The 17,624-nt window shown below is 67.1% G+C and carries 16 protein-coding genes; 12 read left to right on the top strand and 4 right to left on the bottom strand.

What is annotated here, in order from left to right; genetic code table 11:
• The first annotated feature begins 191 nt into the window (after window positions 1–191).
• Both ettA and gdhA read left to right on the top strand, forming a co-directional pair.
• Window positions 192–1,859, top strand: coding sequence for an energy-dependent translational throttle protein EttA (gene ettA, locus AC0ZJQ_RS03435; RefSeq protein WP_155551475.1), 1,668 nt, complete (start codon window positions 192–194; stop codon window positions 1,857–1,859).
• A 335-nt stretch (window positions 1,860–2,194) separates the two neighbouring features.
• Window positions 2,195–3,535, top strand: coding sequence for an NADP-specific glutamate dehydrogenase (gene gdhA / locus AC0ZJQ_RS03430; protein ID WP_213662625.1), 1,341 nt, complete (start codon window positions 2,195–2,197; stop codon window positions 3,533–3,535).
• 251 nt (window positions 3,536–3,786) lie between these two features.
• On the opposite strand, the gene AC0ZJQ_RS03425 is transcribed toward gdhA, so the two are convergent.
• On the bottom strand, window positions 3,787–4,563 hold the full coding sequence (locus tag AC0ZJQ_RS03425; RefSeq protein ID WP_167135939.1) for a ferredoxin--NADP reductase: 777 nt from the start codon (window positions 4,561–4,563) through the stop codon (window positions 3,787–3,789).
• A gap of 96 nt (window positions 4,564–4,659) precedes the next feature.
• Here AC0ZJQ_RS03425 and AC0ZJQ_RS03420 point away from each other — a divergent pair, with 96 nt between their 5' ends.
• Entirely contained in the window at window positions 4,660–5,787 is a 1,128-nt protein-coding gene (locus tag AC0ZJQ_RS03420; RefSeq protein WP_476477336.1) for a methyltransferase, read from the top strand.
• Here AC0ZJQ_RS03420 and AC0ZJQ_RS03415 read toward each other — a convergent pair.
• Window positions 5,784–6,341 (bottom strand): DJ-1 family glyoxalase III, encoded by a 558-nt coding sequence (locus AC0ZJQ_RS03415; protein WP_102827669.1) that lies wholly within the window; start codon window positions 6,339–6,341, stop codon window positions 5,784–5,786. The genes AC0ZJQ_RS03420 and AC0ZJQ_RS03415 overlap by 4 nt on opposite strands.
• 135 nt (window positions 6,342–6,476) lie before the next feature.
• Between AC0ZJQ_RS03415 and AC0ZJQ_RS03410 the strand changes: the two genes are divergently transcribed.
• From AC0ZJQ_RS03410 to AC0ZJQ_RS03400, 3 genes are all read left to right on the top strand, one after another.
• Entirely contained in the window at window positions 6,477–7,769 is a 1,293-nt protein-coding gene (locus tag AC0ZJQ_RS03410; protein ID WP_476477335.1) for an NCS2 family permease, read from the top strand.
• Between the two features lie 135 nt (window positions 7,770–7,904).
• A complete protein-coding gene (gene trmA / locus AC0ZJQ_RS03405) occupies window positions 7,905–8,993 on the top strand; it encodes a tRNA (uridine(54)-C5)-methyltransferase TrmA (protein WP_476477334.1) in 1,089 nt (362 codons plus the stop codon).
• A 74-nt stretch (window positions 8,994–9,067) separates the two neighbouring features.
• Entirely contained in the window at window positions 9,068–10,459 is a 1,392-nt protein-coding gene (locus AC0ZJQ_RS03400) for an MBL fold metallo-hydrolase (protein ID WP_237264385.1), read from the top strand.
• A 141-nt stretch (window positions 10,460–10,600) separates the two neighbouring features.
• On the opposite strand, the gene AC0ZJQ_RS03395 is transcribed toward AC0ZJQ_RS03400, so the two are convergent.
• On the bottom strand, window positions 10,601–12,232 hold the full coding sequence (locus AC0ZJQ_RS03395) for a 2Fe-2S iron-sulfur cluster-binding protein (RefSeq protein ID WP_476477333.1): 1,632 nt from the start codon (window positions 12,230–12,232) through the stop codon (window positions 10,601–10,603).
• 140 nt (window positions 12,233–12,372) lie between these two features.
• Between AC0ZJQ_RS03395 and AC0ZJQ_RS03390 the strand changes: the two genes are divergently transcribed.
• The 6 genes from AC0ZJQ_RS03390 (at window position 12,373) to AC0ZJQ_RS03365 (ending at window position 15,484) form a co-directional block, all read left to right on the top strand.
• Complete coding sequence (locus AC0ZJQ_RS03390) at window positions 12,373–12,780, top strand: DUF1924 domain-containing protein (protein WP_003302072.1); 408 nt, start codon at window positions 12,373–12,375, stop codon at window positions 12,778–12,780.
• 10 nt (window positions 12,781–12,790) lie between these two features.
• Window positions 12,791–13,315 carry a diheme cytochrome c gene (locus tag AC0ZJQ_RS03385; RefSeq protein WP_008569858.1) on the top strand — a complete coding sequence of 175 codons (525 nt, stop codon included), beginning with the start codon at window positions 12,791–12,793 and terminating at the stop codon, window positions 13,313–13,315.
• A 151-nt stretch (window positions 13,316–13,466) separates the two neighbouring features.
• Complete coding sequence (locus tag AC0ZJQ_RS03380; protein WP_008569860.1) at window positions 13,467–14,027, top strand: RNA polymerase sigma factor; 561 nt, start codon at window positions 13,467–13,469, stop codon at window positions 14,025–14,027.
• Window positions 14,020–14,448, top strand: a complete 429-nt coding sequence (locus AC0ZJQ_RS03375) for an anti-sigma factor family protein (RefSeq protein ID WP_476477332.1) — start codon at window positions 14,020–14,022, stop codon at window positions 14,446–14,448. Before AC0ZJQ_RS03380 ends, AC0ZJQ_RS03375 begins: the two co-directional genes overlap by 8 nt.
• Window positions 14,445–14,909 carry a periplasmic heavy metal sensor gene (locus AC0ZJQ_RS03370; RefSeq protein WP_476477331.1) on the top strand — a complete coding sequence of 155 codons (465 nt, stop codon included), beginning with the start codon at window positions 14,445–14,447 and terminating at the stop codon, window positions 14,907–14,909. Before AC0ZJQ_RS03375 ends, AC0ZJQ_RS03370 begins: the two co-directional genes overlap by 4 nt.
• A 92-nt stretch (window positions 14,910–15,001) precedes the next feature.
• The gene (locus AC0ZJQ_RS03365; protein ID WP_476477330.1) at window positions 15,002–15,484 is read left to right on the top strand and encodes a hypothetical protein; all 483 of its coding nucleotides are present in this window, start codon (window positions 15,002–15,004) and stop codon (window positions 15,482–15,484) included.
• A gap of 13 nt (window positions 15,485–15,497) precedes the next feature.
• Here AC0ZJQ_RS03365 and AC0ZJQ_RS03360 read toward each other — a convergent pair whose 3' ends face one another.
• Window positions 15,498–17,618 carry an LTA synthase family protein gene (locus AC0ZJQ_RS03360; protein WP_476477329.1) on the bottom strand — a complete coding sequence of 707 codons (2,121 nt, stop codon included), beginning with the start codon at window positions 17,616–17,618 and terminating at the stop codon, window positions 15,498–15,500.
• Between the last annotated feature and the right edge of the window lie 6 nt (window positions 17,619–17,624).

Below are 17,624 nucleotides of genomic sequence, written 5' to 3'. Positions count from 1 at the left end.
CGTGCGACGGGTATGAGCGCCGGTCATGCACAAGATGAGCGCGGCTGCCGCAAGGCGCCGCCCCGGCCGGGCGCCGCGGTTTGCCCTGCCCGGTGCATTCGGGTAGCGTTGCGCCCTTTAAGCGCGCCCCGGCTACGCGGCTTCGCGCAGCGGGTTCGAGTCTCTTCATCACCGTCACGGGCATCGTTTTCATGGCTCAATACGTCTACACCATGCACCGGCTGAGCAAGGTCGTTCCGCCGAAGCGTGAGATCCTCAAGAACATTTCCCTGTCGTTCTTCCCGGGCGCCAAGATCGGCGTGCTCGGCCTGAACGGCGCCGGTAAGTCCACCCTGCTGCGCATCATGGCCGGCGTCGACACCGAGTTCGACGGCGAAGCTCGCGCCATGCCGGGCATCAATGTCGGCTACCTGCCGCAGGAGCCGCAGCTCGACCCCGAGAAGACCGTGCGCGAGATCGTCGAGGAAGCGGTCAGCGTGATCAAGGACGCCCAGGCGCGTCTGGACGCCGTCTACGCCGCCTACGCCGAGCCGGATGCCGACTTCGATGCGCTGGCCGCCGAGCAGGCCAAGCTCGAAGCGATCCTGCAGGCATCCGACGGTCACAACCTGGAGCGCCAGCTGGAAGTCGCCGCCGATGCCCTGCGCCTGCCGGCGTGGGACGCCAAGGTCGCGCACCTGTCCGGCGGCGAGAAGCGCCGCGTCGCGCTGTGCCGCCTGCTGCTGTCGGCGCCGGACATGCTGCTGCTGGACGAACCGACCAACCACCTGGACGCCGACTCGGTGGCCTGGCTGGAACATTTCCTCCACGACTTCCCCGGCACCGTGGTGGCGATCACCCACGACCGCTACTTCCTCGATAACGTCGCCGGCTGGATTCTCGAACTCGACCGTGGTCAGGGCATCCCGTTCGAGGGCAACTACTCACAGTGGCTGGAAGCCAAGGCCACGCGCCTGGAGCAGGAAGCCAAGCAGGAGTCGGCGCACAAGAAGGCCATGAAGGCGGAATTGGAGTGGGTACGCCAGGGCGCCAAGGCGCGGCAGTCGAAGTCCAAGGCCCGTCTGCAGCGCTTCGAGGAAATGCAGTCGCAGGAATTCCAGAAGCGCAGCGAGACCAACGAGATCTACATCCCGGCCGGTCAGCGTCTGGGCGACAAGGTCATCGAACTGCACAACGTGCGCAAGGGCTACGGCGATCGCGTGCTGATCGACGACCTTTCCTTCAGCGTGCCGAAAGGCGCCATCGTCGGCGTGATCGGCGGCAACGGCGCGGGCAAGTCCACGCTGTTCCGCATGCTGATGGGCAAGGAAACCCCGGATTCGGGCAGCATCGAAATCGGCGAAACCGTACAGCTGGCCTGCGTCGACCAGAGCCGCGACGACCTGGACGGCAACAAGACGGTCTGGGAAGCGGTTTCCGACGGCCTCGACCAGATCCGCATCGGCAACTACGAGGTGCCGTCGCGCAGCTACGTCGGCCGCTTCAACTTCAAGGGCGCCGACCAGCAGAAGTTCGTCAAGGACCTCTCCGGCGGTGAGCGCGGCCGTCTGCATCTGGCGCTGACGCTCAAACAGGGCGCCAACGTGCTGCTGCTCGACGAACCGTCCAACGACCTCGACGTGGAAACCCTGCGCTCGCTGGAAGAAGCGCTGCTGGACTTCCCCGGCTCGGCCATCGTCATTTCCCACGACCGCTGGTTCCTCGACCGCGTGGCCACCCACATCCTCTCCTACGAGGACGACGGCGGCGTGGTGTTCTTCGAAGGCAACTACAGCGACTACGAAGCCGACCGCAAGAAGCGCCTCGGCGACGCCGCTTCGCAGCCGCACCGGGTCAAGTACAAAAAGCTCGCACAATAATGGTGCACGACGGAGCCGCAAGGCTCCGTTTTTTTGTCCGGCGAATGCCGGATGCGCCAAAAAGGCGCTCGCTAGCAGCCTCTCCGCCTTTTCGCCTGCGACATTTTCGCGCACGGCGGACGACAGTAAATCCCGGCCACAGGCCAATTCCCATCGGGCATTCCGCCGCGAATGCACCAATATAGTGCAAGCAAAATCGGCGAACAGGATGCGTTTTGCACCGCTCCGGCGCATCGCGATGTACGTCGCACTTTCATGGAACGAATCAGGTTTGCTAAAGTCGCCCGCCAAAAAATTTTTAATGACGGCCGCATACGGTCGCCGAGGGCCCAAAAATGATCGAAACCGTTGATGCCTTTCTCGCCCGGCTCAAGCAGCGCGACCCCCATCAGCCAGAATTCCATCAGGCCGTAGAAGAGGTCGTCCGCAGCCTCTGGTCTTTCCTCGAAGCCAACCCACGCTACATGCAGGCCGGCATCCTCGAACGCATGGTCGAGCCGGAACGCGCCATCATGTTCCGCGTACCGTGGATCGACGATCAGGGCCGCGTGCAGGTCAACCGCGGTTTCCGTATCCAGATGAGCAGCGCCATCGGCCCGTACAAGGGCGGTCTGCGCTTCCATCCGTCGGTCAACATCGGCGTACTGAAATTCCTCGCCTTCGAGCAGGTGTTCAAGAACTCCCTGACCTCGCTGCCAATGGGCGGCGGCAAGGGCGGCTCGGACTTCAACCCGAAGGGCAAGAGCGACAACGAAGTGATGCGCTTCTGCCAGTCGTTCATGACCGAGCTGTACCGCCACATCGGTGCGGATCTCGACGTACCGGCCGGTGACATCGGCGTCGGCGGCCGCGAGATCGGCTTCCTCTTCGGCCAGTACAAGCGCCTGTCCAACCAGTTCACCTCGGTACTGACCGGCAAGGGCCTGGCCTACGGCGGCAGCCTGATCCGCCCGGAAGCCACCGGCTACGGCTGCGTGTACTTCGCCCAGGAAATGCTCAAGAGCATCCAGAGCGGCTTCGAGGGCAAGCGCGTCTCCATCTCCGGTTCCGGTAACGTCGCGCAGTACGCCGCGCAGAAGGTCATGGAACTGGGCGGCCACGTGGTTTCGGTGTCCGACTCGGGCGGCACCCTGCACTTCCCGGATGGCATGACCTGCGAGCAGTGGGACTACCTGATGGACCTGAAGAACGTCCGTCGCGGCCGTCTGGAAGAAATGGGCGCGCACTTCGGCGTCACCTACCTGGCCGACCAGCGTCCGTGGAGCCTGCCGTGCGACATCGCACTGCCGTGCGCCACGCAGAACGAACTGGACGGCGACGACGCCCGCACGCTGCTGAAGAACGGCTGCACCTGCGTGGCCGAAGGCGCCAACATGCCATCGACGCTGGAAGCCGTGGACCTGTTCCTCGAGGCCGGCATCCTCTACGCACCGGGCAAAGCCTCCAACGCCGGCGGCGTGGCTTGCTCGGGCCTGGAGATGAGCCAGAACGCCATGCGCCTGCACTGGAGCGCCGGCGAGGTGGACACCAAGCTGCACAGCATCATGCAGTCGATCCACCACGCCTGCGTCGCCTACGGCGAGGAAGCGGACGGCCGGATCAACTACGTCAAGGGCGCCAACATCGCCGGCTTCGTCAAAGTCGCCGACGCCATGCTGGCCCAGGGCGTGGTGTAACCGCTACCGCAAGCCTCAGGCTGCACGCGACAAGAAAAGCCCCCGCCGGATCGTCCGGCGGGGGCTTTTCATTTGGGGGCCGGACTTGTCCGTAGGGTGGAAAACTCGCGCAGCGATTTTCCACGCGGCACGTACAATTCGGGCGCTTCGAGGTCAAGCGACTAGCGCGTGGATGGCTTCGGCCATCCACCCTACGCATGACCAAGTCGCAGATCTTTTTCACCCTCTGCGGCCGGGCGGCGGCGCTCCGCTTACCAGTAGTTCTCCACCGCCACCTGTCCCGGCTTGCGCGTCAGCGCCAGATTGAGGTCGCGGGCCTTCAGCACGGCGCGGGTGTCTTCGATCATCTGCGGATTGCCGCAGAGCATGATGCGCGAATGCTCGGGAGTCAGCTGCAGATCGGCGGCGCGCTCCAGCTCGCCACTCTCGATCAGCGTGGTGATGCGCGCGTGCAGGGCGCCAGGCACCTGTTCGCGGGTGACCACCGGCAGGTACAGCAGCTTCGATCCCAGCCCCTCCAGATACTCGCGCTGTGGCAGTTCGGCGATCAGCTGCTGATAGGCCAGCTCGCGCGCCTCGCGCACGCTGTAGACGAGGATGATGCGCTCGAAGCGCTGCCAGGCCTGGAAGTCCTGCAGGATCGACAGGAACGGCGCGATGCCGGTGCCGGTGGCCAACAACCAAAGGTCGCGGCCATCGGGGAAACGGTCCAGGGTCAGGAAGCCGAAGGCCTGTTTGTCGATCAGCAGCTCGTCGCCGACCTTGAGTCGGCTCAGTTCGCTGGTGAACTCGCCGTCCGGCACGACGATGGAGAAGAAATCGAGAAACTCGTCGTGCGGCGCCGAGACCATCGAATAGGCGCGCCAGACGATGCAGCCGCTGGGCTTGCGCACGCCGAGGCGGGCGAACTGGCCGGCGCTGAAACGAAATCCCGGATCGCGGCTGGTGCGCAGGGTGAACAGGCTGGGCGTCAGCGTCTGCACCTCGAGCAGGCGCTGGCGGGTGAACTTCTCTTCGCTGGCGGTCATACTTCGCTCCCTCCGAGCCTCTGTCGGACCTGCCGCACGCAGCGTCCGTAACGCCTTGATACTCCTTTCCGACGCCGACAAACACCGCCAGTTCTCATGCCTATTCTCGACACGCCCTACGCCCGCCTCGATCTGATCCGCCAGCCGGAGCAGCCGAACGAGCCGCTGCAGGCCTTCGATGCCGCCGACGAGTACCTGCTCGCCGAGCTGCATCCGCGCGCCCTGCCGGCGACCACGCGGGTGCTGATCCTCAACGACAGCTTCGGCGCGCTGGCCTGCGCCCTGGCGGCGCATGTCGAAGTGACCAGCAGCGGCGACTCGCATCTGGCCCATCTGGCGCTGCAGAAGAACCTGGCGCGCAACGGGCTGCCGGCCGCGCGTGTGCGTTTCGTCCCGGCCAGCGAAGTAGCCCAGGGGCCGTTCGATCTGGTGCTGATTCGCGTGCCGAAGACCCTGGCCCTGCTGGAAGAACAGCTGATCCGCCTGCACGGCCAACTGGCGCCAGACGCCCAGGTCATCGCCGCAGCAATGATCAAGCACCTGCCGCGCGCCGCCGGCGATCTGCTGGAGCAGTACATCGGCCCGGTGCAGGCCTCGCTGGCGGTGAAGAAGGCGCGCCTGCTCACCGCCACGCCAAGCGCCAAACCGGCGCCGCAGTCGCCCTACCCGACCCGCTATAAGCTCGATCAGCCAAAACTCGAATTGCTCAACCACGCCAACCTGTTCTGCCGTGAAGGCCTGGATATCGGCACCCGCGCCTTCCTGCCGCATCTGCCCAAGGCGCTGGGTGTGCTGCGCGTGGCCGATCTCGGTTGCGGCAACGGCGTGCTCGGCATCGTCTATGCGCTGAACAACCCGCAGGCCGAACTGACGCTAGTAGACGAGAGCTTCATGGCGGTGCAGTCGGCGCGGGAAAACTGGCAGGCCGTTCACGGCCAGCGCCCGGTGGAGGTTCGTGCCGGCGACGGCCTCGCCGAGCAGCCGCCCGCCTCGCTGGACCTGGTGCTGTGCAATCCGCCGTTCCACCAGCAGCAGGTGGTCGGCGATTTCCTCGCCTGGCGCATGTTCACCCAGGCCAAGGCCGCGCTGCGCCAGGGCGGCGAGCTGTGGATCGTCGGCAACCGCCACCTGGGCTATCACCTCAAGCTCAAGCGCCTCTACGGGCGGGTCGAGCAGGTCGCGGCGACGCCCAAGTTCGTCATCCTGCGCGCGATCAAGGGTTAGCCGGCTACCAGCATGTCTGCCGCCACTTCGCGGCGCCGGGTCTTGCCGACCAGGCGCTCGACCAGCGTCAGAGCGAACTCCAGCGCGGTCGCCGGGCCCTGGCTAGTAATGCAGTTGCCATCGACCACCACCGGCTGATCGACGAACACGCTGCCGCTCAGCCTGTCGCTCATGCCCGGATAGCAGGTGACGCGGCGCCCCTTGAGCACGCCGTAGGCATGCAGCGCCACCGCCGGCGCGGCGCAGATCGCGGCGAACTCGCGACCGCCGGCCGCCTGCTGACGCACGCGCTCGGCCAGCGGCTCCAGCTCGCCGAGCGTCTGCGCGCCGGGCATGCCGCCGGGTAGCACGATCAGGTCGAAATCCTGCGCCAGCACGTCGAGCAGCATGGCATCGGCGGTGATCCGCGTGCCGCGCGCGCAGGTCAGCATGCGCCGTTCCTCGGCGCTGGCGACGGTGACGTCGAGGTCGGCGCGGCGCAGCACGTCGATCAGGGTGACGGCTTCGAGATCCTCGGAACCGTCGGCGATCGGAATCAGGACACGTTTGCTCATGGGGCTTCTCCTGCTCGATGGAAATTCAAACGCACGTTCGGGCGGTGTAACATGCGCCGCCTTTGCGAGCGCCCTACGGATGGGCTTTGCTGTAGCAGGCCCACCTCCCCCACGACCGGCACGAGAGAATCGACCATGCTGGAAAAGCTGTTCCAACTCAAGGCGCACGGTACCAACGTGCGTACCGAGATCCTGGCCGGTGTCACCACCTTCCTGACCATGGCCTACATCCTCTTCGTCAACCCGAGCATCCTCAGCGAAACCGGCATGGACAAGGGCGCGATCTTCGTCGCCACCTGCCTGGCGGCGGCCATCGGTTCGGCGGTGATGGGCCTGATCGCCAACTACCCGATCGCCCTGGCGCCGGGCATGGGCCTCAACGCCTTCTTCACCTACACCGTGGTGCTGGGCATGGGCCACACCTGGCAGGTCGCACTCGGCGCAGTATTCGTCTCCGCGTGCCTGTTCTTCCTGCTGTCGATCTTCAGAATCCGCGAGTGGATCATCAACAGCATCCCGCTGGAGCTACGTTCGGCCATCGCCGCGGGCATCGGCCTGTTCCTCGCGCTGATCGCCCTGCAGAGCGCCGGCATCGTCGTCGACAACCCGGCGACGCTGGTCGGCATGGGCGACCTGGGCAAGCCGCAGGCGCTGCTGGCGATCCTCGGCTTCTTTCTGATTATCGGTCTGGAAGCCCGCGGCGTCACCGGCGCGGTGCTGATCAGCATCCTCGTGGTGACGGTCATCAGCATCCTGCTCGGCGTATCCGAGTTCGCCGGCGTGGTGTCGATGCCGCCGTCGCTGGCGCCGACCTTCCTGCAACTCGACATCATGGGCGCGCTGGATGTGGGGCTGGTCAGCGTGATCTTCGCCTTCCTCTTCGTAGACCTGTTCGACAACTCCGGCACCCTCATCGCGGTGGCGAAGAAGGCCGGGGTGATGCGCAAGGACGGCTACCTGCCGAAGATGGGCCGCGCGCTGATCGCCGACAGCACCGCGGCGCTCGGTGGCTCGCTGCTGGGAACCTCGACCACCACCAGCTACATCGAATCGGCCGCAGGCGTCAGCGCCGGCGGGCGCACCGGGCTGACCGCCATCGTGGTTGCCGTGCTGTTCCTGCTGGCGCTGTTCTTCGCGCCGCTGGCCGGCAGCGTGCCGGCGTTCGCCACCGCGCCGGCGCTGCTGTTCGTCGCCGTGCTGATGGCCTCCGGCCTGGCCGAGATCGACTGGCATGACCTCACCGTCGCCGCGCCGGTGCTGATCACTGCCCTGGCGATGCCGCTGACCTACTCCATCGCCACCGGCATCGCCTTCGGCTTCATCGCCTGGGTCGCCGCCAAGTTCCTCGCCGGCCGCGCGCGCGAGCTGAGCGTGGCGATGTGGGTGCTGTCGGCGCTGTTCGTGGTCAAGCTGGCGTTCCCCGGCTGATCGCGACCTCCGCTCAGGTCGGGCGCTACGCGCGCCCGGCCTGACAACCCTCCCCGCCGCCCGTACAATCGTCGCCCCATCGCTGGCGCTCGCCCAGCCGCCCGCCGCCGGCTCCATCACGCAACGACCGCCGCCATGACCCAGCTTCGCTTCGATCCCGCCTGCTACGACAGCCAACTCGCCGACAAGGCCGCGCGCCTGCAGGCACTGCTCGCGCCCTTCGCCGCCCCCGCCGCAGAGGTCTTCGACTCGCCTCGCGAGCACTACCGCCTGCGCGCCGAATTCCGCCTGTGGCGCGAAGACGGCCAGCGCCATTACGCGATGTTCGAGCCGGGCGACAAGCACAAGGCGATCCTGATCGACGAGTTCCCCATCGCCAGCCGCCGGATCAACGAACTGATGCCGCAGCTGAAGGCTGCCTGGCAGGCGTCCGAAGTGCTGAGCTTCAAACTGTTCCAGGTGGAATTTCTCACCACCCTGGCCGGCGACGCGCTGATCACCCTCGCCTATCACCGCCCGCTGGACGAGGCCTGGCAGGCCGCGGCCGAACAGCTCGCCGCGCAACTGGGCGTGAGTCTGGTCGGCCGTTCCAAGGGCAAGCGCATCGTCATTGGGCGAGATTACGTGGAAGAAGAACTGGTGGTCGCCGGCCGCAGCTTCCGCTACCGCCAGCCGGAAGGGGCGTTCACCCAGCCCAACGGTGTGGTCTGCCAGAAGATGCTCAACTGGGCCTTTGATGCCCTCGGCCAGCGCGACGACGATCTGCTGGAGCTCTACTGCGGCAACGGCAACTTCACCCTGCCGCTGGCCACCCGTGTGCGCCGCGTGCTCGCCACCGAGATCAGCAAGACTTCGGTGAATGCCGCGCTGGCCAATATCGCTGACAACGGCATCGACAACATCGAGCTGGTGCGCCTCTCCGCCGAGGAGCTGACCCAGGCGCTCAACGAGGTGCGCCCGTTCCGTCGCCTGGCCGACATCGACCTGAAGAGCTACCAGTTCGGCAGCGTCTTCGTCGACCCGCCGCGCGCCGGCATGGACCCGGACACCTGCGAGCTGACCCGCCGCTTCGAGCGCATCCTCTACATCTCCTGCAACCCGGAAACCCTGGCGCAGAACATCGCCCAACTGGCCGACACCCACCGCATCGAACGCTGCGCGCTGTTCGACCAGTTCCCCTACACCCACCACATGGAATCCGGGGTGCTGCTGGTCCGCAAGTGATCGGTCCGACTGAACGCCGGCCGCCGGGCGGCGTTCCACATCCATAACCACTGACGCGTTATGGAGGTGACAGCATGCTGGTCTTCGAGCCGATCTATACCGATGGTCTGGCACAGATTTCCTATCTGGTGGGTGACAGCAAGGCCGCGGTCGCCGCGGTGATCGACCCGCGGCGCGACGTCGATGTCTACCTCGACCTCGCCCGCGCGAAGGGCCTGCGCATCGTCTATGCGATCGAAACGCACATCCATGCCGACTTCGTTTCCGGCGCCCAGGCGCTGGCCGCGCGCAGCGGCGCCGAGATCATCGGTGGCTGCTCGGCGGACTACGGTTTCGAGCTGCGCCAGGTTGCCGATGGCGAGGTGCTGGAGCTGGGCCAGGTCAGCCTGGAAATCATCCATTCGCCGGGCCATACCCCCGAGCACATCTCCCTGCTGCTGCGCGACAGTCAGCAGGGTGAACAACCGTTCGCGCTGTTCACCGGCGATACGCTGTTCAACCTCGACGTCGGCCGGCCAGACCTGCTCGGCGAGGACAGCACCCGGCAACTGGCCGCGCAGCTCTACAGCACGCTGTTCACCCGCTACCTGCCGCTCGGCGAACGCATCGAGATCTACCCCTGCCATGGCGCCGGGTCGGCGTGCGGCAAGTCCATCGGCGACCGCCGCCATTCCACCCTCGGCAACGAATTGCTGTTCAATCCGGCGCTCGATCAGCAGCGCAGCGAACGTGAATTCGTCGATTGGCTGTTGGCCGAGATGCCCGAGCCACCGCGCCACTATGCGCGGCTGAAGAAACTCAACGCGCGATCGCTCGATCTGCATGGCCCGGCGCTGCCGCCACCGCTGTCACCCGAGGAGTTCCGCCAGCGCACCGCCGACCCCAGCGCTGTGCAACTGGTGGACGTGCGCTCGATTCTGGCCTTCGGCGGCGGCTATGTGCCGGGCGCGCTGAACATCGCGCTACGCAACGAGTTCGTCAGCTGGGCCGGCTGGATGCTCGACGACCAGCGACCGATCTACCTGATCGGCGAGGACAGTCACGAAATCCACCAGGCGACGCTGCAGCTGTACCGCATCGGCCTCGATCAGGTGGTGGGTTACCTGCGCAACGGCATGAGCGACTGGCAGAACGCCGGCCTGCCGCTGGAGTGCGTCGGCGAATGGACAGTGCACGAGCTCGACCGCCGCCGCGGCGATCCGCAGGTGCAGGTGCTCGACGTGCGCGCCCCCGAAGAACTCGAGCAAGGGCGCGTCCCCGGGGCCAAGCACGCCTTCGTCGCTCATCTACCGCGACATCTCGAGCAGCTGGACAAGAGCAAGATCGTGGCGACGTACTGCGGCAGCGGCTATCGCGCCTCGATCGCTGCCAGCATCCTCAAGCGCCACGGCTTCAGCCAGGTGGTCAACGTGCCGGGCTCCTGGGCCGCCTGGCGCAAGCACGATCTGCCGGTGGCGGAGCACTAAGCCAGGTCTCATCGCAGACCTCCCCTTTTTCCCGCATTTCAGACGCAGGTCCGGTGGATAAGGCTGCGCCGTTATCCACCCTACGCCTGCGAACTCATGCGATCCGTAGGGTGGAAAACGGCCAACGGCCTTTTCCACGCGTCAATATTCGACCTGTAGTTCGGCGCTGCGCGGTTCGGCCTGGCAGGCCAGCGCCCAGCCCTGGCGCACTTCGCTTTCGCTCAGCACCTGGTTGCTGCGCATGCTCACGCTGCCCTCCACCACCCGGCACTTGCAGGCGGCGCAGACACCCGAGCGGCACGCGCTCGGCGGTTGCAGGCCGGCCTGTTCCATGGCCTCCAGCAGCACCTCGCCGCGCGGCACGTCCAGCTCGTGACGGCGACCATCGAGCGCGACCCGCAGGCGGCTGCGGCGCCCGCCCGGTGCGGCCGTCGGCGCTGCGGCGGCAAAGCGTTCCAGATGGATGCGCGCGGCATCCACACCCAGCTCGCCCAGCGCGGCACTGGCGGCATCCATGAACGGTTGCGGCCCGCAGATGAAGGCGTCGGCGGCTGACCAGTCGGCGATCTTCGCGGCAATCGCCGGGCCGCTCGGCACACCCTGCTCGGCATCGAGCCAGATGCGCAGCTGCAGGCGCTCGGGGTAACGGGCAGACCACTCGGCCAGCTCCTCGGCGAAGATCAGCGAGGCGGCATCGCGGCTGGCATAGAACAGCCGTACCTGCCCGCTGCCCTCGACCAGCGCCGCCTGCAGGATCGCCATCAGCGGCGTGATACCGCTGCCGGCGCCGAGCAGCAGCAGATCGTCATCCAGATTGCGCGGCACGAACACACCGGCCGGCGGCAGCGCCTCGATGCAATCGCCCGCCTGCAGGTTGTCCAGCAGCCAGTTCGACGCGCGGCCGCCGGGCACCCGCTTGATGGTGATGCGCAGCGCGCCATCCGCCTGCGGCCGCTGCGACAGCGAGTAGCAGCGCAGCAGCGCCGGTTCGGCGCCGGGCACCTTCAGCGTGAGGAACTGCCCCGGCTGCGCGGTAAAGCGGGCGCGCTGGGCGGCCGGCACTTGCAGGGTGAACGAGCAGCTGTCGGCGGTTTCGGCCTGGCGTGAGGCGATGCGCAGGCGGGTGAATTCACCGGCAACCGGCGTCGGCGACGATGCGAGTGAGGTCGCCACCGCAGTCGCTGCCGGCGCCGCGGCCGAAGCCGAAGCCGAAGCCGAAGCCGAAGCCGAAGCCGAAGCCGAAGGTGCAGTAGAAGCCGGCCCCGACTTGGGCACGCCACGCAGCATCGGCCACACCGACTTGCGGCGGAACAGCAGCACATAGCCGACATGCAGGCCGATCAGCCACAGCCCCAGATTGGCGAAGAACTCGTGCACCTCTTCGGCATCGCCCATCCAGCCGATGAAATCGATGTCGCTGGCGGCGCCGAAGACATCCGGCCCAACGCCCGGCAGGGCGGCCAGCACATCGCCGTTGTCGACCATACCCAGGCCGACCACGCTGGCAATGGCGAAACTGCCCAGCGCGCCGACCGTCAGCCACTTGCCGACGCTCGACAGGCCCGGCTTGCTCCGCTGGCCCTTCGGCGGCAGCAGCTGCGGGAAGCCGCGCAGGCGCAGCGGCACGATCAGCAGGCGCCACACCAACAGCGCTACCAGGCCGTAGCCCAGCCAGATATGCAGCGTCTCGGCGTCGTCACCGCTGAGGTAGGCGCCAAGAAAGAAACCGGCCAGCAGCCAATGGAACAGACGGAAACGATTGAAAGCAGCCACGACGGCGATCCTCTTTGAATGGATGCCGCCTTTGTATTCCTGCGAGCTGAAACGAAACTGAACGCCGCCGGCCGCTGCGGTTCAGCTTGGCGTAAGGCAGCGCGCCTAGGCTGCGCTCATTCCCAACCGGAGAGCGCACCATGAAAGCCCGCTGGATCATCCTCCTGTCCTGCTGCCTGAGCCTGCCGGCCCTGGCCGAAACCGAACACCCGCTGCTGCCCGGCTACGCCGCCCAGGCGCGTCAGGAGAATCCGAACTTCGCCGGTTTCTCCGCCGAGCGCGGCAAGGCGCTGTACTTCGCCGAGGAGCAGCGCAATGGCAAGACCATGAGCTGCACCACCTGCCACACCGCCGACCCGCGTCAGCCCGGCAAGACGCCGGCGCATCGCAAGGTCGATCCGCTGGCGCCGGCAGCCAACCCCGAGCGCTTCACCGACCTGAAGAAGGTCGAGAAATGGTTCCGCCGCAACTGCGACGACGTCTACGCCCGTGAATGCACCGCGCAGGAAAAAGGCGACTTCATCAGCTGGATCGACAGCATCAAGTAAGGAGCCCGCCATGAAGATTGCACCCCTCGCTGCCGTCGCCGGGCTGGGCCTGACCCTGGTACTGGCCGGTCTCAGCTTCGCCGATGACGACGACCATCGCGAACGCAAGGGCTACAAGCGGCCCAAGCGCCTGTCGGTACCCAGCGACGCACCGCTGGTGTGGAAGGAAGAATGCGCGGCCTGCCACATGCTCTATTCTCCCGGCCTGCTGCCTGCCGATGCCTGGCGCGAGCAGATGCGCACCCTGGGCGATCACTACGGCAGCAACGCGTCGCTGGACCCGGTGCAGGAAAAGGAAATCCTCGACTTCCTGGTCCGCGCCTCGGCCGCCAACCGCCTGCCGGTGGAGCCGTCACCGACCGCCGGCGAGCCGCCACGCATCAGCCAGACGCGCTGGTTCGAGCACAAGCACGACGAGGTCAGCAAAGCCAAGTTCGCCCGCGAGTCGGTCGGCGGCCGCTTCAACTGCGTGGCCTGCCATCGCGACGCGGAAAAAGGCGACTTCGACGAGGACCGGGTGAAGATTCCGCGCTGAGACAAAAATAGCCGGAACATTTCGCCAACCGTTGCGTTATATCCCTGCGGCAACCCGGCCGGCAGCGCATGGCACTGCAAAAAACCGAGGCGTTGGTAACGCAGGCGGATTTTTAGCGGTGCCCTGCGCGGCCAGCCCAGACGAGCGCTTAATGAACGACAGCGAACAGCACCTCATCCAGCAGGCCGCGCGTGGTGATCGCCAGGCGTTCGGCACGCTGGTGCGCGTCCATCAGGCGCGGGTCTTCCACTTCCTCCGTCGCCTGCTCGGCAGCGCCGACGAGGCCGCGGACCTGACTCAGGAAACGTTCATCCGCGCCTTCCAGGCGCTGCCCAGATGGCGCCCGGAAGCACGCTTGCAGACCTGGTTGCTGCAGATCGCACGCAATGCCGCGCTGGATACGCTGCGCCAGCGGCAACGCTACGTCGACGTGGCGCCGGAGGAACTGGCCGAGCCGGTCGATCCGGCGCCATCACCGCTGAGCCGACTGCAGACCGGGCGCGATCTGGCATTGCTGGAACGCTTGCTGGCCCGCCTGCCCCACGAACAGCGCGAGATCCTGCTGCTGCGCGAGGTGGAGGGGCTGGCCTACGACGAACTGGCCGCCACGCTGCAGCTCGCCGCCGGCACCGTCAAGTCGCGCCTGGCTCGCGCCCGCGAGGCGCTGCTGCACGGCTATCGCCAGGCCAACGGAGGCACCCTCGATGACTGAGCATCTGGACATGGCAATCCTGTCCGCCTACCTCGACAACGAACTCGACGCTGCCGTACAGCGCCACGCCGACGCCCACCTGGCGGGTTGCCCACAGTGTCGCGCCACCCTGGCCGAACTCGACGGACTCGGCCAGGGCTTGCGTGCGCTGGCCTGCCCGGAGTTGCCGGCCGAGTTGCAGGCGCGTCTGCAGCGGCCCTTCGCGCCGCCGCCGGTGCGCAGCGGGTGGGCCCGGCACTGGGCGCAGGGTATCGGCGCCGCGGCGTCGATCCTGCTCGGCCTGCTGCTCGGCTATGCCCTGCCCGGCCAGCCGCCGGGCAGCTCACCCAGCCACGACCTGCTCGCCGTACTCGGCAGCACTCCACCCGGCGCGCTCTGCGCGCGCCCCGAATTCTGCTACCTGAAGGTAAACCTGAAATGAGCCACACCACCCTGCGCAACGCCCTGGTCCTGTCCGTGCTGGTCAACGTCGGCGTGCTCGCCGGCCTCGGCTGGCAGAAACTCAGTCGCGATGGCCTGCCGATGCCCTCTGGCGCACCGACCGAGCTGTCGCGCGAGCTGCAACTGAGCGCCAGCCAGCTGCAGCTCTGGCACGATGCCGAGGCGCCGTTCCTGGCCTACCTGCGCGCCTCCAACGCCAGCCTCGGCGAACACCGCAACCGGCTGATCGAGGCGATTTTCGCTGAACAGGTGGACCGCACGGTGATAGACGCCGAGCAGGCGAAGATCGCCGAACTGCAGAACGAACAGCAGCGCCTGCTCATCGACCAGCTGCTGCAGGAGCGCGAGATCCTCGAACCGCAGCAGCGCGCGCGGCTCGCCGAGGTGCTCACGCAGCAGTCGTTCGGCGCCGACAGCATCGAGCAATTGCACCGCAAATGACGGATTGCACGGCGCGATGGAACAAAACCGTCGCGCCTGCGTTAGAACATCAGGAGCCGCACTTCGCCGGCTCGCTCAATGGAGTTCTATCGATGATCCGCAAGCCCCACGCGCTCGCCTTCGCCATCATCCTCGCCGGCACCCTCGGCCACGCCGGCACCAGTCTCGCGGCCACCAGCCATGACCACGGCCACGGCGAAGGCGCGCCGTCGCTGCAACTCGATGCCGGCAAGCGCTGGGCCACCGATGCGCCGCTGCGCCAGGCAATGGGCACCATCAACGACGATATGCGCCAGGCGCTGCCGGCGATCCACGAGGACCGTCTGCCCGCCGCCCGCTACGGCGAACTGGCCGAGACGGTGCGCGGCCAGGTCGCCTACATGGTGGAGAACTGCAAGCTGAGCGCCGAGGCCGACGCGCAGCTGCACCTGATCATCGCCCAGCTGCTCGCCGGCGCCGACGCCATGAGCGGCGCCCCGGCCGGTCAGCGCGACGGCGCGGTGACGGTGGTCGGCGCGCTGGGCGACTACGCCACCTACTTCGCCGACGACAGCTTCAAGCCGCTGGAACACTGATCGAGCGCCGCGTTCAACCCTTGTCGGGCCGTGCCGGCGGGGCCGCTTTCACCGCGAGCGGCACGTCGGCGGCCACCGCTTCCTGCTCGCCCGCGCCGCTGCGATCTCCGCTGGTGTTGGCCAGCAGGCTGGCGGTGGCGGTCTGCAGGTAGGCGTGCAGCTGGCGCAGCAGCTGCGGCTGATCCTCGGCCGCGGCGATCCGCTCGCCAGCCGGTTCACCGCCCAGGCGATAGCGATACAGCCGCGCCGGCTGCTCCTTGGGCTGTACCAGCACCCGATCACCGCGGATCAGCGCCACCGTCTGGTCGCTGCCCGACGGCTTGACGATGCCGAAACCCGGATCGTCCGCCGCCAGGCTGAGCAGGTCGCGGCCCCAGCATTGATGACGCACCTCGCCACCGAGGCGGCCCATGATGGTCGGCACCACGTCCACCTGCGTACCGACCACCTCGCGACGGCTGCCGAAACGCTCGGTGACGCCCGGGGCGATCAGCAGCAGCGGCACGTGGAAGCGCAGCAGATCCATCTCGGTGACTTCCTCCGGCGCGCCGAACCCGTGGTCGCCGACCACGACGAACAAGGTCTGCTTGAACCAGGGCTGGTTACGCACCTTGTCGAAGAACTGCCCCAGCGCCCAGTCCGAATAACGCATCGCCGTCAGATGCTGGTCCAGCGCGCCATGCCCCTCGACAGCAGCGACCGGCAACTGCTCGGGCAGCGCATACGGCGTGTGGTTGGACAGCGTCTGCAGCAGCGCATAGAACGGCGCGCCGTTATCCAGCTTGCCCAGCTCCTCGGCGGCGCGGGTGAACATGTCCTGGTCGGAAACGCCCCAGGTCGGGTCGGAAACCACCGGATTCACGTAGTCGTTGCGGCCAACGAAGCGCTTCATGCCCTGGTTGCCGAAGAATCCCGCCTGGTTGTCCCAGGCGAAATCACCGTTATAGACGTAGACGTCGTCGAACGCCCGCGCGCCGAGCAGCTGCGGCAGTCCGGAGAAGCGATGGCCGCCTTCTGGCGTCTGCATCAGGTACTCGAAGCCCGGCAGGTTGGGAAAGCAGGCCATGCTGGCGAACATGCCCTGGTGGGTGTGGGTGCCGTTGGCGAAGAAGCGCTCGAACAACAGCCCCTCGCCGGCCAGGCGGTCGAAGTTCGGCGTGATGCCGTCGGCACTGCCGAGCGCGCCGACATAGCGGCCGGCGAAGCTCTCCATGAGGATCACCACCACGTTGCGCACCGCCAGCTGGCCGTCCGCCGGCGGCTGGAAGTCACGGCGCACCGGCGCCAGCTCGGCATCCACCAGCCGGTCGTTGGCGGTCAGCAGCAGCTCGCGAGTGATCGCCTGCGCATCCGCCACCGGCAGTGTCGCCTTCCAGCTGTTGTCGCGATGGCTGGAGAAGCGGTTGCGCGCCGCATCGTAGAGCGACAGCGTGGCGTTCTGACCAAGGTGGTTGGCGAAGGTCGAGGCGGTGGTGAAGGCATCGCCCCAGCGCAGCGGCGGGCCCTGACGCAGCGTGCCGCGCGCGGCCACCACACCGACCACCAGCAACACGCCGAACACCGCGAAGCGCGCCGGCCAGCTCGCGCCGCGGCGGGCCGGCGCGCTCGCCAGGCTCACCGGAGCGGCACGGGTGCGGCGCTCCAGCCAGCCGAACAGCGCGAACAGCGCGGCGCTCGCCGCGAGCCAGGCGGCCAGCAGCCGCAGCACCGGAAAGCCGTGCCAGAGCATGCTCAGCACCGTCGCCGGGTCTTCCTGCAGGTACTGGAACACCAGGCTGTTGAGGCGCTGGTGAAACTCGCGATAGAAGTTCAGCTCGATCAGCCCGAGCAGGATCGCCACGCTGGCGCAGACGCCCAGCCACAGCTGCTGCAGCCGGCGGGCGGCCATTGCCCGACTGCTGAGTACCGCGAGCAGCAGCGGCACGAGGATGTACACCGTCACCCGCAGGTCGAAACGCAGGCCGTTGCCGAATGCCTCGACGAAACTGGCCAGCGGTGTGCTGCCGATCAGCTCGCGGTTGAACAGCAGCAGGCCCAGGCGCAGCAGGGCGAACAGCGCCAGCAGCGCAACGGTGCTGGCGAGGATGAAGCGCAGGTGTGCGGCGAGACCGGAGCCGCGCGGGAAGGAACGCATGCGATG

Source organism: Stutzerimonas sp. 21-1 (assembly GCF_056336065.1).
The sequence above is the reverse complement of the archived record's forward strand: the minus strand, read 5'-3'. Positions and strand labels throughout refer to the sequence as shown.

Coding starts and splice junctions, on each gene's coding strand:
- ettA (WP_155551475.1), top strand. CDS start 192: ATGGCTCAATACGTCTACACCATGCACCGGCTGAGCAAGGTCGTTCCG.
- gdhA (WP_213662625.1), top strand. CDS start 2,195: ATGATCGAAACCGTTGATGCCTTTCTCGCCCGGCTCAAGCAGCGCGAC.
- AC0ZJQ_RS03425 (WP_167135939.1), bottom strand. CDS start 4,563: ATGACCGCCAGCGAAGAGAAGTTCACCCGCCAGCGCCTGCTCGAGGTG.
- AC0ZJQ_RS03420 (WP_476477336.1), top strand. CDS start 4,660: ATGCCTATTCTCGACACGCCCTACGCCCGCCTCGATCTGATCCGCCAG.
- AC0ZJQ_RS03415 (WP_102827669.1), bottom strand. CDS start 6,341: ATGAGCAAACGTGTCCTGATTCCGATCGCCGACGGTTCCGAGGATCTC.
- AC0ZJQ_RS03410 (WP_476477335.1), top strand. CDS start 6,477: ATGCTGGAAAAGCTGTTCCAACTCAAGGCGCACGGTACCAACGTGCGT.
- trmA (WP_476477334.1), top strand. CDS start 7,905: ATGACCCAGCTTCGCTTCGATCCCGCCTGCTACGACAGCCAACTCGCC.
- AC0ZJQ_RS03400 (WP_237264385.1), top strand. CDS start 9,068: ATGCTGGTCTTCGAGCCGATCTATACCGATGGTCTGGCACAGATTTCC.
- AC0ZJQ_RS03390 (WP_003302072.1), top strand. CDS start 12,373: ATGAAAGCCCGCTGGATCATCCTCCTGTCCTGCTGCCTGAGCCTGCCG.
- AC0ZJQ_RS03385 (WP_008569858.1), top strand. CDS start 12,791: ATGAAGATTGCACCCCTCGCTGCCGTCGCCGGGCTGGGCCTGACCCTG.
- AC0ZJQ_RS03380 (WP_008569860.1), top strand. CDS start 13,467: ATGAACGACAGCGAACAGCACCTCATCCAGCAGGCCGCGCGTGGTGAT.
- AC0ZJQ_RS03375 (WP_476477332.1), top strand. CDS start 14,020: ATGACTGAGCATCTGGACATGGCAATCCTGTCCGCCTACCTCGACAAC.
- AC0ZJQ_RS03370 (WP_476477331.1), top strand. CDS start 14,445: ATGAGCCACACCACCCTGCGCAACGCCCTGGTCCTGTCCGTGCTGGTC.
- AC0ZJQ_RS03365 (WP_476477330.1), top strand. CDS start 15,002: ATGATCCGCAAGCCCCACGCGCTCGCCTTCGCCATCATCCTCGCCGGC.
- AC0ZJQ_RS03360 (WP_476477329.1), bottom strand. CDS start 17,618: ATGCGTTCCTTCCCGCGCGGCTCCGGTCTCGCCGCACACCTGCGCTTC.